This window comes from Paenibacillus sp. W4I10 (assembly GCF_030816325.1).
Taxonomy (GTDB): Bacteria; Bacillota; Bacilli; order Paenibacillales; family Paenibacillaceae; genus Paenibacillus; species Paenibacillus amylolyticus_B.
Window position 1 is genome coordinate 6,645,242 of the sequence record NZ_JAUSXX010000001.1, and the last position, 16,118, is coordinate 6,661,359.

Genomic DNA, 16,118 nt, shown 5'->3' on the forward strand with positions numbered 1-16,118 from the left:
GTGCGATAAGTGATTATCGTTCAAATCTTTCGTGATGAGGACGGGAACATCGAACGTTTTTCCATTGAAGGGCATGCTAATTTTGCCAAGCGGGGAGAAGACATCGTATGTGCCGGGGTATCCGCTGTTACAGTGGGTACGGTGAACTCGATTGAAACATTGACCGGTGTCGAAATGGATGCCAAGATGAAGAATGGCTTTTTAAGTGGTTCTTTACCTTTGTTAGAGAGAGGGGAAACCTGGTCCCAGGTACAATTGTTACTCGAATCCATGGTGGTTATGCTCTCTAATATTGCAGAGTCATACGGGAAGTATATTAAAATACAGCAATTCAAATAAGCAAAGAAGGAGGACAACCAATCATGTTGAAATTAAATCTTCAGTTATTCGCATCGAAAAAAGGTGTAGGTTCCACGAAGAACGGACGTGACAGTAACGCTCAACGTCTGGGTGTTAAACGTGCTGATGGTCAAACTGTAACTGGTGGTAGCATTCTCGTTCGCCAACGCGGAACGAAAATTCACCCAGGAACTAACGTTGGCATCGGTAAAGATGACACTTTGTTCGCGAAAATCGACGGCGTTGTAAAATTCGAACGTTGGGGACGCGATCGCAAAAAAGTAAGCATCTATCCTGTTAATGTTGCTCCTGTAGCAGCAGCAGTAGAAGCGTAATATCGGCATTCCGCCTAAGGAGCCTTCGGCATTTTTGCTGAAGGTTTTTTGTATTCAACGGTTATTCGATAATGAACTGGCAGAAAAGACATGTTATACTTGGTTACGGTGGGTGTAGACCAACCGAGTTTTGTAGAACGGGGAGAAGCCATGAAATCTTGGAAAAGAGTGCCGTGGATTGCGGCATGTTCACTTCTGATTCCTTTGGTTTTCGTTATGTTGTATCCGGCGATGATCTCAAGCGCCGTGTGCGCATTGTGGTCCGTCGCAGTATTGCTCATTTCTGTGAATGCGATGAAGAAACAGGCGGAGGCGGAACGCAGAGCCATCATACAATCCATGGAAAAAACAGCAATTGCTTCATTAAATCATCATCGACACGACTGGATGAACGACCTTCAGGTGTTATATGGATATCTTCGGCTGGGCAAACTTGATAAATCCTTGCAATGTGTGGAAAGAATAAAAGAGCGGGTTACAGAAGAAAGCCGAATCTCCAGATTAGGCATTCCTTCCCTCGTATTTTATCTTCAGTCTTTTCGCGCCAGTGGAATTGCACTGGACTTGCATGTGGAAATAGAAGATGAGTTGCAGCTTAGTGCTCTGGTCTCTCCCGAGGATGGCGAGTCACTTACCGGGGCGATTGCTGATGCAATCAGGGCCTATCAATATGGCGGCGGCCGGTCTTCTTGGGGAGAGGTTCGCAAACTGACCTTGAACTTCGGACAGGATCATGGAGATGTGGTTGTCCGACTGGACGGGGATCAAACACCCGATCCGGAAACACTGCGGCAGCTTACTGCCGTACTCAAAGGAAAAAAAGTCAGAACGGAGCAGTTTCCGTCTGAGGATACGTTTATACAATTCAGAATGCCGTGTGGAATATAGGAAGAAGGGGTTAACCAATGTTTGTAGATAAAGCGAAGATTTATGTAAAAGCCGGAGACGGAGGGGACGGAATTATTTCGTTCCGTCGTGAGAAGTATGTACCAAACGGCGGACCTGCTGGGGGCGATGGAGGCAGAGGAGCTGACATCATTTTCCGCGTGGATGAAGGTTTGCGGACGTTGATGGATTTCCGTTACCAGCGTCACTTCAAAGCCCCACGTGGTGAGAAGGGACGTAATAAAAGTCAGCATGGTGCAAACGCGGAGAACATGATTGTGCGCATTCCACCAGGAACTATCATCTTGGATGAAGACAGTGGAGAAGTATTGGCGGATATGACACGTCACGGTCAACAGGTTGTTATTGCACGTGGTGGACGGGGCGGACGAGGGAACATCCGATTTGCCACGCCGAACAATCCTGCACCTGAACTTGCTGAGAACGGTGAAGAAGGACAAGAGCGTTACATCGTACTCGAACTGAAAGTTATGGCAGATGTTGGTCTGGTTGGTTTCCCGAGTGTCGGGAAATCCACATTGCTTTCTGTCGTTTCGTCAGCCAAGCCAAAGATCGGTGCATACCATTTCACAACCATTACACCGAATCTGGGTGTAGTCGGTGTAGGAGAAGGCCGGAGCTTCGTCATGGCCGATTTGCCTGGACTGATTGAAGGTGCGCATGAAGGGGTCGGACTGGGACATGAGTTCCTGCGTCATGTCGAGCGTACTCGGATTATTGTTCATGTCGTAGATATGTCGGGTTCAGAAGGACGCGATCCTTTTGAAGACTGGCAGAAAATCAATGACGAATTGAAGTTGTACAATCCGCTTCTCGCCGAGAGAACGCAAATTGTAGCAGCTAACAAGATGGATATGCCAGACTCTGAAGCGAACCTGGAGCAATTTTTACAGCAAGTTCGTGAAGTTCAACCTGATATTGAAGTGATGCCAATTTCATCCTTGACCCGGAAAGGGATTCAAGAACTTCTGTATCGTGCGGCTGATCTGCTGGATCAGGTTCCAGACGAGCGAGTGGTTGAAGAGGTAGCAGATGTATCTGAACGTAAAGTATACAGTCTGGACAAAAAAGAAGACGATGGTTTCAAAATTGTGCGTGAGAACGAAATGTTCGTTGTCGAAAGTGCCAAGATTGACCGCATGATGAAACGGATGCAATTGAACTCACATGAAGCCATACTGAAACTCGCACGTACACTGCGTTATATGGGTGTCGACGCTGAGTTGCGTAAGCGCGGAGCTGTAGAAGGTACCATCGTGCGTATTGGAGACTTTGAATTCGAATTCGTGGAAGGCAGCAGTTACTACTAAGTAGCCGTCTTCTGTGGAGAGACAGATCGATATAGGAACGCAGAGAAGTGGGAAGTTGACCCGCAACTCTGCGTTTTTTTTTGTTTTTTCCTGACATGGGAGAGGGATAAACTTGTATACTGTGAGGAACGTATTTCAAAAAATAGGCGTGTCATGTATTGCCCTTTTGTCATAGATCCTATATAATGTCCACTATATGAATACATGAGTCTTTGAGGAGAGGACGTTCTGTGAACGAACGCTATTACTTAGTACGGGAAGATATTTTACCAGAGGCAGTGGTGAAGACCATGCAGGTAAAAGAACTACTGGCTTCTGGTGATGTTAAAACAGTGCATGAGGCGGTTGAACAGGTCGGATTAAGCCGGAGTGCCTTTTACAAGTACAAAGATGGAATTCATCTGATTAACCAGCTTGAGCGCGAGAGAATTGTAACGATCTCCATTGATCTGGAGCATCAGTCGGGTATCTTGTCTCGTGTGCTTGGACATGTAGCTGGTTATGGAGCTAATGTACTCACGATTAATCAGAGTATCCCGCTTCAAGGAAGAGCCAATGTTGTCATTTCGGTGGAAACAACACATCTTCATGGCGAAATTGGTGAAATGCTGGATCGAATGCAAGATATGCCTGGAGTAAGACGTACACGTATTGTAGGCCAAGGGTAATTAGGCTTTTACATACAGGACTGACGGACAAGAATAGACATTAGGGGGTAGATCGTTAGTGAAACCAGTAAAAGTCGGATTGTTGGGTCTGGGAACTGTCGGAACGGGAGTCGTTCGCATAGTGGAAGGGAATCAGGAGGATCTGAGCAGTCAGGTTGGATCGCCGATTGTCATCGAGAAGATCGCAGTGAAAAATACGGAGAAAGAACGTGTTATTGCTGTAGACCGTGCCAAGCTTACGGAAGATCCTTGGGAAGTCATTCGGCATCCGGATATTGATGTCATCGTTGAAGTCATGGGCGGGATTGATCAGACGAAGGAGTATATTCTTGAAGCGTTGGAACGTGGGAAACATATCGTAACAGCAAACAAAGATCTCATGGCACTGCATGGTACAGAGATTTTGGCGAAGGCACAGGAAAAACAATGTGACGTGTTCTATGAGGCGAGTGTTGCTGGAGGGATTCCGATCATTCGTACGCTGATTGAAGGTTTCTCTTCTGATCGGATTACCCGCATTATGGGGATTGTGAACGGAACAACGAACTTTATTCTGACCAAAATGAGTCAGGAAGGTGCATCCTATGAAGAAGTACTGGCTGAAGCACAGGCTCTGGGATATGCCGAATCGGATCCAACTTCCGATGTGGAGGGACTTGACGCAGCTCGCAAAATGGCGATCTTGAGTACACTCGGTTTCCGTACCAATGTGGAGTTGAAGGATGTAACCGTTAAAGGAATATCCTCCGTAACCCGTGAAGACATTATGTATGCCAAAAGACTGGGCTATGAGATGAAGTTACTTGGTATTGCGGACCGTATTGGCGATGAGATCACGATCAGCGTTCAGCCGACGATGGTTAGACAAAATCACCCGATTGCTTCAGTCAACGGTGTGTTCAACGCAGTATATGTACACGGTGAAGCTGTAGGGGAGACGATGTTCTACGGTGCAGGTGCGGGAGAACTCCCAACGGCAACTTCGGTTGTAGCTGACATTGTGGCGGTTACCAAAAACCTTAAACTTGGCGTGAACGGTCTCAAAGCAATTGTGCCTTATAAGACGAAGCGACTGCAAAGCGACGAGCAGATTGTGTCGAAAAACTTTATTTTACTACACGTAGACGATAAAGCCGGTGTATTGGCACAAATCACACAAATTTTCGCAGAGTATGATGTCAGTCTGGCGTCGGTTGTTCAACAGCCGAATGAGCACAACCCGGATGCCGAGATCATTATCGTTACACATAATGCAAGTAAGGCAAGCATGGATAAAGTGTTAAAACATTTTGAATCACTCAGCGTCATTCGCCGCATTAAGAGTGTCTATCGGGTGGAAGGGTAATTGTCCGTACTCCATACATCTCAATTATTTCAGTTATAACGTCCAATTTAATCATATCTGGTTCAACAGGTCATCATTTCAGATTATCAAAACATAAAGGAGTTTACCCACAATGAGATATCAAGGACTTTTGCAAACGTACAGAGAGCACCTTCCAGTTAATGAAAATACACCCCTGCTTACGCTTCAGGAAGGAAATACACCGTTGATTCATGCAGAGAATCTGTCTGAGGAACTCGGTTTGAATGTTTATTTCAAGTATGAAGGTTTGAACCCTACGGGATCTTTCAAAGACCGCGGTATGGTTATGGCTGTTGCCAAAGCTATGGAAGAGGGCAGCCGTACGATCATGTGTGCATCCACAGGTAATACGTCAGCAGCTGCAGCGGCCTACGCCGCACGTGGTGGCCTCAATTGTATCGTATTGATCCCGAATAACAACATTGCACTGGGTAAACTGGCCCAAGCCATGATCTATGGAGCTAAGGTGATTGCGATCAATGGTAATTTTGACCGTGCACTGGAGATTGTGCGTGAGATCACAGCCAAACATCCGATCACGCTTGTAAACTCTGTGAATCCGTTCCGGATTGAAGGTCAGAAGACAGCAGCATTTGAAGTCATTGAACAACTTGGCGAAGCGCCTGACGTTCTGGCTATTCCAGTCGGTAATGCGGGGAATATCTCGGCTTATTGGAAAGGTTTCAAAGAATATAAAGAGGCAGGTAAGTCCAGCACACTTCCACGTATGGTTGGGTTCGAAGCAGAAGGTGCGATGGCCATTGTCAAAGGTGAGCCGATCCTTGAACCTGAAACAGTAGCAACAGCGATTCGAATCGGTAATCCGGCGAGCTGGAAAACGGCAGTAGCTGCAGCTGAGGAATCTGGTGGACAGATCAACTATGTAACGGATGAACAAATTCTGACAGCGTATCGTACACTTGCTTCTCGGGAAGGGATTTTTGCTGAACCTGCTTCTGCGGCTTCCCTTGCCGGTGTATACAAACTGAAGAGTGAAGGGTACTTTAAAGGCGGAGAGACTGTAGTTTGTGTACTGACAGGTAATGGCCTGAAAGATCCTAATATTGCGATCAAAACAGTAGCGACTGAGCCACTTGTTGTTGAAGATACGGAAGAAGCAGTAATGGCGGCCATTGCACAACTGGAGCAGCAATCTGTATGAGTTTGCGTGAAAAGGTAACTGTAAAAATACCTGCAAGCACAGCCAATCTAGGTCCGGGGTTTGATACCCTGGGCATGGCATTGTCTTTGTATGCCTGGTTGGAAATGAAACCTGCCAAGCAGACGACATTTCATCTTCACGGCGATCATTTGACAGGCCTGCCAACAGACAAATCGAATTTGATTTACGAAGTTGCACAGATGGTATTCAATGAAGCTGGGGTATCCATCCCTGAATTGGAGATTTCCATGTATTCCGATATTCCGCTTACGCGAGGGCTCGGGAGCAGTGCATCAGCCATCGTTGGTGCATTGGCAGCAGCGAATGCATTAATTGGTGCTCCTTTATCCGATGCGAAGCTTCTAGATATGGCCACATCTCTCGAGAAGCATCCTGATAATGTGGGAGCATCTCTGTATGGCGGTATTATTACGGCTGCATGGAATGGACAACAGGTAGATCATATACGTATTGAACCACACCAAGATCTGCAGGCTTTGGTTATTGTACCTGAATTCCAGCTATCTACTTCAAAAGCGAGGAATGTAATTCCAGAGCAATTTGGCATGTCTGATGTGGTGCATAATATTAGCAGATCCTCTCTACTCGTTGCCGCTTTGGCGAGTGGACGACTGGATATGATTCAGAAGGCGATGTCAGATCGAATTCACCAACCATATCGGGCCTCATTGGTGCCAGGCATGGCTGAGATATTGGAACATGCTGTTGATCATGGAGCGTTGGGAGCTGCCCTGAGCGGAGCTGGTCCGACCGTATTGACTTTGGTAGATCGTCATGACACCCGGAAAGCGGGATTGGAACGATATTTGCTGGACACCATGGAGCGGGAGGGTATATCTGCTTCTGCACTGTGGCTCGATCCGGATTTGGACGGTGTAACCGTGCTGCCTGATCAAGACGAACGTCCTTTTCTGGACAGAATCAAAGGGGAAGTTAATGCATGAAACGAATTGCAGTATTACCTGAAGGCTCAGTCTCTCATGAGGCAATTGATTTCCTTTTCAACGGAGAACCATTAGATTTGCTTCATTCCAAGTTGATTTCGGATGTGTTTAGAGCAACGGATAGCGGGATTGCACAATACAGTGTCATTCCGATTGAAAATACCATTGAGGGTTCCGTTAGTCTTCATATGGACTGGCTTGTAAATGAAGTGGATATTCCGATGCAAGCAGAGTGGGTATACCCCTCCATCCAGAATGTGATTGGACATGGCTCGGAATTTAAGACAGAGAGTGGCGAGTATGATTTTAGTAAAATCACCAAGATTATGTCTCATCCTGTGGCTATTCCGCAGTGTCAGAACTTTATTCGGCTACATTCGCCTGGGGCGGACCTTGAAGGTGTGAACAGTACAGCTGAAGCTGTAGAAATTGTGAAAAAAAATCCGGGTAAGGGCTGGGTGGCGATCGGTACAAAGCTTGCTGCTCAGAAGCATGGCTTGGACATTATGGCTGAACGGGTTACAGATCATGACAACAACTACACCCGTTTTGTGCTCATTGGCCATGAACCTGTGAACATTCCACGTGAACCGGATCATGTAAAAACCAGCTTGCTGGTGACGTTGCCAGAAGATGCACCGGGTGCGTTGCATCAGGTATTGTCGGCTTTTGCATGGCGGAAGCTGAACTTGACCCGTCTCGAATCTCGTCCAACGAAGAAACGATTGGGCAGTTACTATTTTTACATTGATGTTGTGGAAACGGTCGATTCGGTATTGCTTACCGCAGCCATGGCAGAGATTGAAGCATTGAATTGTCAGGTGCGTGTTCTGGGTAGCTATCCTTGTTATACATATCCTTCGATATAATTGACCTGATGGTGTTTGGGAATGTTAGAAGGTTGTCATAAGTCGGGGTAGAATGAGCGAGTAATGGCTTGTCATTTGGTGTACAATGGACGGGTTAATAACGTTTCGGAGTACAGTGAATGGATATTTTATGGAGGTGCAGTCATCGGTGGCAGAACAATGGATCTATTTGGATGGTCAGTATGTGACCAAGGAGAACGCAACCGTTTCGGTATATGATCATGGATTTTTGTATGGAGACGGGATTTTCGAAGGTATTCGGATCTATAACGGAAATATTTTCAGATGTAAGGCCCACTTGGATCGTTTGTATGATTCGGCAAAATCCATTAGTTTGAACATTCCGCTGTCCATTGATGAGATGCTGGAAGTCATGGCTGAAACGGTGCGCCGGAATGATATGCGTAATGGTTATATTCGTCTTATTGTATCGCGCGGCCCAGGTAATCTGGGGTTGGACCCGTTACGTTGCCCTAAGGCATCTGTAATCATCATCGTGGAACAATTGGCGATCTATCCGGAGGAAGCGTATCTTACTGGATTGAAAGCCGTGTCCGTATCCCAACGCCGGAACATTCCGGACGCATTGAATCCAAAAATTAAATCATTGAACTATCTGAATAACATCCTGGTTAAAATCCAGTCTAACTATTCAGGTGCTGGTGAAGCAATTATGCTGAACTCCCAAGGTTACGTAACTGAGGGTTCAAGTGATAACATCTTCATCATCAAAAATGGTGTAGTGTACACGCCGCCTTGTTATCTCGGAGCACTTGAAGGGATTACACGTCAAGCGATTATTGATCTATGTGGCGAACTGGAGCTTGAATTAAAAGAAGTGCCATTCACCCTGCATGATGTGTATATCGCAGACGAAGTCTTTTTCACCGGGACAGCTGCAGAAGTTATCGCTGCATATGAAGTCGATGGAAGAACAATTGGCACGGGAGTAGCAGGTCCGGTAACGCTGAGACTGCTGGAAGCATTCCGTCAGATTGTTGACAAAGATGGATATAAAGTGTGGGAATCTTAAGTTAGAATTGCATAACATAGGGAACAGGAATCCTCCTTGTCCGATAAAATTCTGCATACCTGGTGTATGGGGATTTTGGAGACAGGAGGATTTTTTTTGTTTAGTTGATGTCATTAGCCCGGTTTCTGCATAGGATGTAGTAACGGTATGGGCGAATGTACTGCCCAAGTATGACGTCTAGGAGGTTAGTTCCCTGTGAAAATACACATGGTGAAAAAAGGCGACACATTATATCTGCTGTCCCAAAAATACAATGTAGCGCTGGACAAATTGATTGCGGCTAATCCGCAAATCACAAATCCCGACAAGCTGGATATTGGCATGAAGGTCAAAATTCCTGCAGAGCCAGTAACACCGAAGCCGGAGGGTGTCCTCCACAGTCACAAGGTGCAGCAAGGAGATTCGTTATGGAAGTTGGCACAAGCCTGGGGAGTTCCTTTAAAAGATATGATCAATGCCAATCCACAGTTGAAAAATCCGAACGCTCTGCTGGTGGGGGAAACAGTTTATATTCCATCTATGCACGCACAAGGAAACAGCACATCTAATTCGGGTGCCGGCAACATTGCTGCTCATGAAAAGTTGTCACCTGAAGGTAAGGAATACACGGGAGTCAAAGAACCAGAACCACCGGCTCCAGTAGCGCCAACTCCTCCTGCTCCAGTAGCAGAGGTTCCTGTTCCAGTCCCAGTTCCTGCTCCACCACCAGCCAATACGGAGAAGCCAAATGTGAAGCCAGAACTGGAGGTACTGCCGCAGTTACCAGAGCTTCCTGAAGTGAAACCCGAAAAGGAAACGCACAAAAAAGAAGAGGTTAAACCCGAAGTTCATGTAAAACCGGTAGCAGAATCCAAGAAATACACAATGCCTAATCTTTCGCCTGAAATTATGCCTTTGCCTGTAATGCCTAATACAAAGTCTCCAACTGAGGTTGCACCAGCAACGAAAAAGCCTTGTGGTTGTGGTAATAAGTTGCATCATGCTCCAGCCGAGCACCCTTATGTTCAAATCCCGGTTCCGGTACAAGAGGTGTATGGTGCTCAGCAAGACATGTACACGGCAGGAGCGAGTAACAATGCGTCGTTTCCAGGGATTCCGGAAGTTAGTCCTTATAGTGGCAGTGATCTGCCTAACAGTCCTTGGACTGGCGCGGAGCAGGGTTATAACCACAATAACGTTATGCCGAATCTATCCGCAGAAATGCAAAACAACTCATTTCCGATTGCGCCAGCTGGCGAAGTGAATAGTCCATTCCCAACGTATGCAGCACCTAGTCATATGAATCATCAGCCGCCTTTCATATCTCCATACTCAATGCTTCCGTACCCTCCATGCGGATGTGGCTCACATACACATATGCCTCAGTATACTTATCCTTCTCATGGTTATCAGGATCCGGCTTGGAATATGTATGGTCCTTCGTACGGTATGCCGCCTGAAATGTCCACATCAACGATGCCAAACCAGCCGATTGAGTATGCTTATCAGAATCCGTACCCTACTCAGAACATGGTTCCCCCGTCCCCGCTTGGAGCATTTGGTGAAATGTATCCTCCTCAAGAGCAAGGCAAGGGTGGTAAAAAAGGGGGGCGTGAAGACGCTAACTTAAGTCAAGTAGCCATTGAAGAGGTTGGATCAGATTCGGAAGGGAAGTCCAAACAAGCAGGGAATAAGCCGGCAGCTGCAAAACGCAGAACAAGCAAGGCTCCTCTGAAAAATAAATCCAAGGTATCTGTGTCCGGGAAAACATCCAGAGAGGGTGCAGCTACTTCCAACCAACGGAAATCCGATAAAAAGCGTCGTAATCCATGGATACAAAACTAACCTTGGAATTGCGATTGATGAATAAGTGAGGTACCTGTTATATCAGAGGGAAGCCAGCTCTGTAATAGAGAGCTGGCTTCCCTCTTACCTGGAGTGAACATTGAGTTGCGAATAACGGGGATAGTTGCTCAGGAAATAATAAAGAGCATTTTATTAAGAAGTTATTGTAAACCCTTTCATAAATGTGTTAAAATATTTGTACCCTATGAGCGCAACCTAATATGATAGGACAAGATAGGGAACGGATAATGATAGCTTTAGCTACTGCAAAACTACTAAAGAAAAGAAATGAAAAAAACTGTTGCATTACATTCAGCCGTATGATATATTATTTAAGTCGCCGCTGAAACACAGTGCTGACAAGGGGAACAAAAGAAATAACGAAACAAGTTTGATCTTTGAAAACTGAACAACGAGTGAGTAAACATTCTGCTTGCAGAATGAACGCAAAAGTTTGAAACAAGCCTTTGGCTTGGATCGACTGGAGCACAAATGAGATTTTTAATCTCGTCAGATTCAAAATGAGCTTATCGCTCTTTTCAATACTTTATTGGAGAGTTTGATCCTGGCTCAGGACGAACGCTGGCGGCATGCCTAATACATGCAAGTCGAGCGGACTTGAAGAGAAGCTTGCTTCTCTGATGGTTAGCGGCGGACGGGTGAGTAACACGTAGGCAACCTGCCCTCAAGTTTGGGACAACTACCGGAAACGGTAGCTAATACCGAATAATTGTTTTCTTCGCCTGAAGGAAACTGGAAAGACGGAGTAATCTGTCACTTGGGGATGGGCCTGCGGCGCATTAGCTAGTTGGTGGGGTAACGGCTCACCAAGGCGACGATGCGTAGCCGACCTGAGAGGGTGATCGGCCACACTGGGACTGAGACACGGCCCAGACTCCTACGGGAGGCAGCAGTAGGGAATCTTCCGCAATGGGCGAAAGCCTGACGGAGCAATGCCGCGTGAGTGATGAAGGTTTTCGGATCGTAAAGCTCTGTTGCCAGGGAAGAACGCTTGGGAGAGTAACTGCTCTCAAGGTGACGGTACCTGAGAAGAAAGCCCCGGCTAACTACGTGCCAGCAGCCGCGGTAATACGTAGGGGGCAAGCGTTGTCCGGAATTATTGGGCGTAAAGCGCGCGCAGGCGGTCATTTAAGTCTGGTGTTTAATCCCGGGGCTCAACCCCGGATCGCACTGGAAACTGGGTGACTTGAGTGCAGAAGAGGAGAGTGGAATTCCACGTGTAGCGGTGAAATGCGTAGATATGTGGAGGAACACCAGTGGCGAAGGCGACTCTCTGGGCTGTAACTGACGCTGAGGCGCGAAAGCGTGGGGAGCAAACAGGATTAGATACCCTGGTAGTCCACGCCGTAAACGATGAGTGCTAGGTGTTAGGGGTTTCGATACCCTTGGTGCCGAAGTTAACACATTAAGCACTCCGCCTGGGGAGTACGGTCGCAAGACTGAAACTCAAAGGAATTGACGGGGACCCGCACAAGCAGTGGAGTATGTGGTTTAATTCGAAGCAACGCGAAGAACCTTACCAGGTCTTGACATCCCTCTGACCGGTACAGAGATGTACCTTTCCTTCGGGACAGAGGAGACAGGTGGTGCATGGTTGTCGTCAGCTCGTGTCGTGAGATGTTGGGTTAAGTCCCGCAACGAGCGCAACCCTTATATTTAGTTGCCAGCACTTCGGGTGGGCACTCTAGATAGACTGCCGGTGACAAACCGGAGGAAGGTGGGGATGACGTCAAATCATCATGCCCCTTATGACCTGGGCTACACACGTACTACAATGGCCGGTACAACGGGCTGCGAAATCGCGAGATGGAGCCAATCCCAACAAAGCCGGTCTCAGTTCGGATTGCAGGCTGCAACTCGCCTGCATGAAGTCGGAATTGCTAGTAATCGCGGATCAGCATGCCGCGGTGAATACGTTCCCGGGTCTTGTACACACCGCCCGTCACACCACGAGAGTTTATAACACCCGAAGTCGGTGGGGTAACCGCAAGGAGCCAGCCGCCGAAGGTGGGATAGATGATTGGGGTGAAGTCGTAACAAGGTAGCCGTATCGGAAGGTGCGGCTGGATCACCTCCTTTCTATGGAGAATCGTTTCCTGCAACGGAAACATTCAAATATGCAGCTTAGCTGCAAAACACTCACTCGTTGCTCAGTTTTGAGAGCTCAAACTCTCAAAACAGCTTGCTTTTGCATGGAGCTTGTTCTTTGAAAACTAGATATCGAAACGAAACAAACGCGAATTAGAACATTCCTTTTTAGCTGAACTTGTGTTAAACAAGTTTCAATAAAAACGGTAGATTGCTGGAGCGAGTGATCGAAATGGAGCGACTTTTGGATTTGGACGTAGTCCAAACCAAGCGGAGCGACAGCTCGAACACGAGCGCAATGGTTAAGCTACTAAGAGCACACGGAGGATCGCCTAGGCGCTAGGAGCCGATGAAGGACGTGGCGAACAACGAAACTGCCCCGGGGAGCTGTAAGCAAGCTTTGATCCGGGGGTGTCCGAATGGGGAAACCCAGCTGGGGTAATTTCCAGTTACTCACAACTGAATACATAGGTTGTGTAGAGGCATACCAGGGGAACTGAAACATCTAAGTACCCTGAGGAAGAGAAAACAATAGTGATTCCGTCAGTAGCGGCGAGCGAACGCGGAGAAGCCCAAACCAGAGAGCTTGCTCTTTGGGGTTGTGGGACGTCTCACATGGAGTTACAAAGGAACCGGTTAAGCGAAGAGGTCTGGAAAGGCCCGCCAAAGAAGGTAAAAGCCCTGTAATTGAAAGTCTGTTCCCTCCGAGACGGATCCCGAGTAGTGCGGGGCACGTGAAACCCCGTATGAATCCGGCAGGACCATCTGCCAAGGCTAAATACTTCCTAGCGACCGATAGTGAAGCAGTACCGTGAGGGAAAGGTGAAAAGCACCCCGGAAGGGGAGTGAAATAGAACCTGAAACCGTGTGCTTACAAAAAGTCAGAGCCCGTTTTAGGGGTGATGGCGTGCCTTTTGTAGAATGAACCGGCGAGTTACGTTCCCGTGCAAGGTTAAGGTGAAGAGCCGGAGCCGCAGCGAAAGCGAGTCTGAATAGGGCGACATAGTACGTGGACGTAGACCCGAAACCGGGTGATCTACCCCTGTCCAGGGTGAAGGTGCGGTAACACGCACTGGAGGCCCGAACCCACGCATGTTGAAAAATGCGGGGATGAGGTGGGGGTAGCGGAGAAATTCCAATCGAACTCGGAGATAGCTGGTTCTCCCCGAAATAGCTTTAGGGCTAGCCTCGGAAAACAGAGTCGTGGAGGTAGAGCACTGATTGGGTGCGGGGCCCGCAAGGGTTACCAAGCTCAGTCAAACTCCGAATGCCATAGACTTACTTCCGGGAGTCAGACAGTGAGTGCTAAGATCCATTGTCAAAAGGGAAACAGCCCAGACCATCAGCTAAGGTCCCCAAGTGTGTGTTAAGTGGGAAAGGATGTGGAGTTGCACAGACAACCAGGATGTTGGCTTAGAAGCAGCCACCATTGAAAGAGTGCGTAATAGCTCACTGGTCGAGTGACTCTGCGCCGAAAATGTAACGGGGCTAAACACACCACCGAAGCTATGGCTTGATGCTTTGCATCAGGGGTAGGGGAGCGTTGTATAAGGGTTGAAGGTGTACCGTAAGGAGCGCTGGACATTATACAAGTGAGAATGCCGGTATGAGTAACGAAAAGATCAGTGAGAATCTGATCCGCCGAAAGCCTAAGGGTTCCTGAGGAAGGCTCGTCCGCTCAGGGTAAGTCGGGACCTAAGGCGAGGCCGAAAGGCGTAGTCGAAGGACAACAGGTCGAAATTCCTGTACCACCGTAAGCCGTTATGAGCAATGGGGGGACGCAGTAGGGTAGTGACGCGGACTGATGGATGTCCGTCTAAGCAGTGAGGCTGATGTGTAGGCAAATCCGCACATTGTAAGGCTGAGCTGTGATGGGGAGCGAAAATTATAGTAGCGAAGGTCATGATCTCACACTGCCAAGAAAAGCCTCTAGCCAGGTGATGGTGCCCGTACCGCAAACCGACACAGGTAGGCGAGAAGAGTATTCTAAGGCGCGCGGAAGAACTCTCGTTAAGGAACTCGGCAAAATGACCCCGTAACTTCGGGAGAAGGGGTGCCCCGGTAGTGTGAATAGCACGAGGGGGCCGCAGTGAAAAGGCCCAAGCGACTGTTTAGCAAAAACACAGGTCTGTGCGAAGCCGTAAGGCGAAGTATACGGGCTGACGCCTGCCCGGTGCTGGAAGGTTAAGGGGAGTGGTTAGGGAGTAATCCCGAAGCTGTGAACCGAAGCCCCAGTAAACGGCGGCCGTAACTATAACGGTCCTAAGGTAGCGAAATTCCTTGTCAGGTAAATTCTGACCCGCACGAATGGCGTAACGACTTGGGCGCTGTCTCAACGAGAGATCCGGTGAAATTTTAATACCTGTGAAGATGCAGGTTACCCGCGACAAGACGGAAAGACCCCATGGAGCTTTACTGCAGCTTGATATTGAATTTGGGTACGATCTGTACAGGATAGGTGGGAGCCTTTGAAACGTGAGCGCCAGCTTGCGTGGAGGCAACGTTGGGATACCACCCTGATCGTATCTAGGTTCTAACCTGGTACCGTAATCCGGTGCGGGGACAGTGTCAGGTGGGCAGTTTGACTGGGGCGGTCGCCTCCTAAAGAGTAACGGAGGCGCCCAAAGGTTCCCTCAGAATGGTTGGAAATCATTCGAAGAGTGCAAAGGCATAAGGGAGCTTGACTGCGAGACCTACAAGTCGAGCAGGGACGAAAGTCGGGCTTAGTGATCCGGTGGTACCGCATGGAAGGGCCATCGCTCAACGGATAAAAGCTACCCTGGGGATAACAGGCTTATCTCCCCCAAGAGTCCACATCGACGGGGAGGTTTGGCACCTCGATGTCGGCTCATCGCATCCTGGGGCTGAAGTAGGTCCCAAGGGTTGGGCTGTTCGCCCATTAAAGCGGTACGCGAGCTGGGTTCAGAACGTCGTGAGACAGTTCGGTCCCTATCTGTCGTGGGCGTAGGAAATTTGAGAGGAGCTGTCCTTAGTACGAGAGGACCGGGATGGACGTACCGCTGGTGTACCAGTTGTTCCGCCAGGAGCACCGCTGGGTAGCTATGTACGGACGGGATAAACGCTGAAAGCATCTAAGCGTGAAGCCCCCCTCAAGATGAGATTTCCCAGTATGTAAGACCCCTTGAAGACGACGAGGTAGATAGGCTGGGGGTGGAAGTGCAGCAATGCATGGAGCTGACCAGTACTAATCGGTCGAGGGCTTATCCAATAG

At 48.2% G+C, this 16,118-nt stretch carries 11 protein-coding genes and 2 rRNA genes; all 13 read left to right on the top strand.

Annotated elements, in window-relative coordinates:
* The first annotated feature begins 9 nt into the window (after nucleotides 1-9).
* The 13 genes from QF049_RS29810 (at nucleotide 10) to QF049_RS29870 (ending at nucleotide 16,115) form a co-directional block, all read left to right on the top strand.
* On the top strand, nucleotides 10-339 hold the full coding sequence (locus QF049_RS29810; protein WP_036605912.1) for a ribosomal-processing cysteine protease Prp: 330 nt from the start codon (nucleotides 10-12) through the stop codon (nucleotides 337-339).
* A 23-nt stretch (nucleotides 340-362) separates the two neighbouring features.
* The gene (gene rpmA / locus QF049_RS29815) at nucleotides 363-674 is read left to right on the top strand and encodes a 50S ribosomal protein L27 (RefSeq protein WP_017692622.1); all 312 of its coding nucleotides are present in this window, start codon (nucleotides 363-365) and stop codon (nucleotides 672-674) included.
* 90 nt (nucleotides 675-764) lie between these two features.
* Nucleotides 765-1,562: a Spo0B domain-containing protein gene (locus tag QF049_RS29820; RefSeq protein WP_307542595.1), complete on the top strand. Its 798-nt coding sequence runs from the start codon at nucleotides 765-767 to the stop codon at nucleotides 1,560-1,562.
* A 17-nt stretch (nucleotides 1,563-1,579) separates the two neighbouring features.
* Nucleotides 1,580-2,890: a GTPase ObgE gene (obgE, locus tag QF049_RS29825; RefSeq protein ID WP_076216952.1), complete on the top strand. Its 1,311-nt coding sequence runs from the start codon at nucleotides 1,580-1,582 to the stop codon at nucleotides 2,888-2,890.
* 230 nt (nucleotides 2,891-3,120) lie between these two features.
* The gene (locus tag QF049_RS29830) at nucleotides 3,121-3,558 is read left to right on the top strand and encodes an ACT domain-containing protein (protein WP_017692625.1); all 438 of its coding nucleotides are present in this window, start codon (nucleotides 3,121-3,123) and stop codon (nucleotides 3,556-3,558) included.
* Nucleotides 3,559-3,616: 58 nt separating this feature from the next.
* On the top strand, nucleotides 3,617-4,903 hold the full coding sequence (locus tag QF049_RS29835) for a homoserine dehydrogenase (protein WP_133387123.1): 1,287 nt from the start codon (nucleotides 3,617-3,619) through the stop codon (nucleotides 4,901-4,903).
* A gap of 112 nt (nucleotides 4,904-5,015) precedes the next feature.
* Complete coding sequence (thrC, locus tag QF049_RS29840) at nucleotides 5,016-6,086, top strand: threonine synthase (protein ID WP_036673546.1); 1,071 nt, start codon at nucleotides 5,016-5,018, stop codon at nucleotides 6,084-6,086.
* Nucleotides 6,083-7,051, top strand: a complete 969-nt coding sequence (gene thrB, locus QF049_RS29845; protein WP_307542598.1) for a homoserine kinase — start codon at nucleotides 6,083-6,085, stop codon at nucleotides 7,049-7,051. Before thrC ends, thrB begins: the two co-directional genes overlap by 4 nt.
* Nucleotides 7,048-7,920: a prephenate dehydratase gene (gene pheA / locus QF049_RS29850; RefSeq protein WP_307542600.1), complete on the top strand. Its 873-nt coding sequence runs from the start codon at nucleotides 7,048-7,050 to the stop codon at nucleotides 7,918-7,920. Before thrB ends, pheA begins: the two co-directional genes overlap by 4 nt.
* Nucleotides 7,921-8,068: 148 nt before the next feature.
* On the top strand, nucleotides 8,069-8,953 hold the full coding sequence (gene ilvE, locus QF049_RS29855) for a branched-chain-amino-acid transaminase (RefSeq protein WP_017692630.1): 885 nt from the start codon (nucleotides 8,069-8,071) through the stop codon (nucleotides 8,951-8,953).
* 195 nt (nucleotides 8,954-9,148) lie between these two features.
* Nucleotides 9,149-10,777: a LysM peptidoglycan-binding domain-containing protein gene (locus QF049_RS29860; RefSeq protein WP_307542602.1), complete on the top strand. Its 1,629-nt coding sequence runs from the start codon at nucleotides 9,149-9,151 to the stop codon at nucleotides 10,775-10,777.
* A 547-nt stretch (nucleotides 10,778-11,324) separates the two neighbouring features.
* Nucleotides 11,325-12,877: ribosomal RNA gene (locus QF049_RS29865) — 16S ribosomal RNA — on the top strand.
* A gap of 309 nt (nucleotides 12,878-13,186) precedes the next feature.
* Nucleotides 13,187-16,115 (top strand): 23S ribosomal RNA (locus QF049_RS29870).
* The 16S and 23S rRNA genes sit together here, the layout of an rRNA operon.
* Nucleotides 16,116-16,118: the final 3 nt, after the last annotated feature.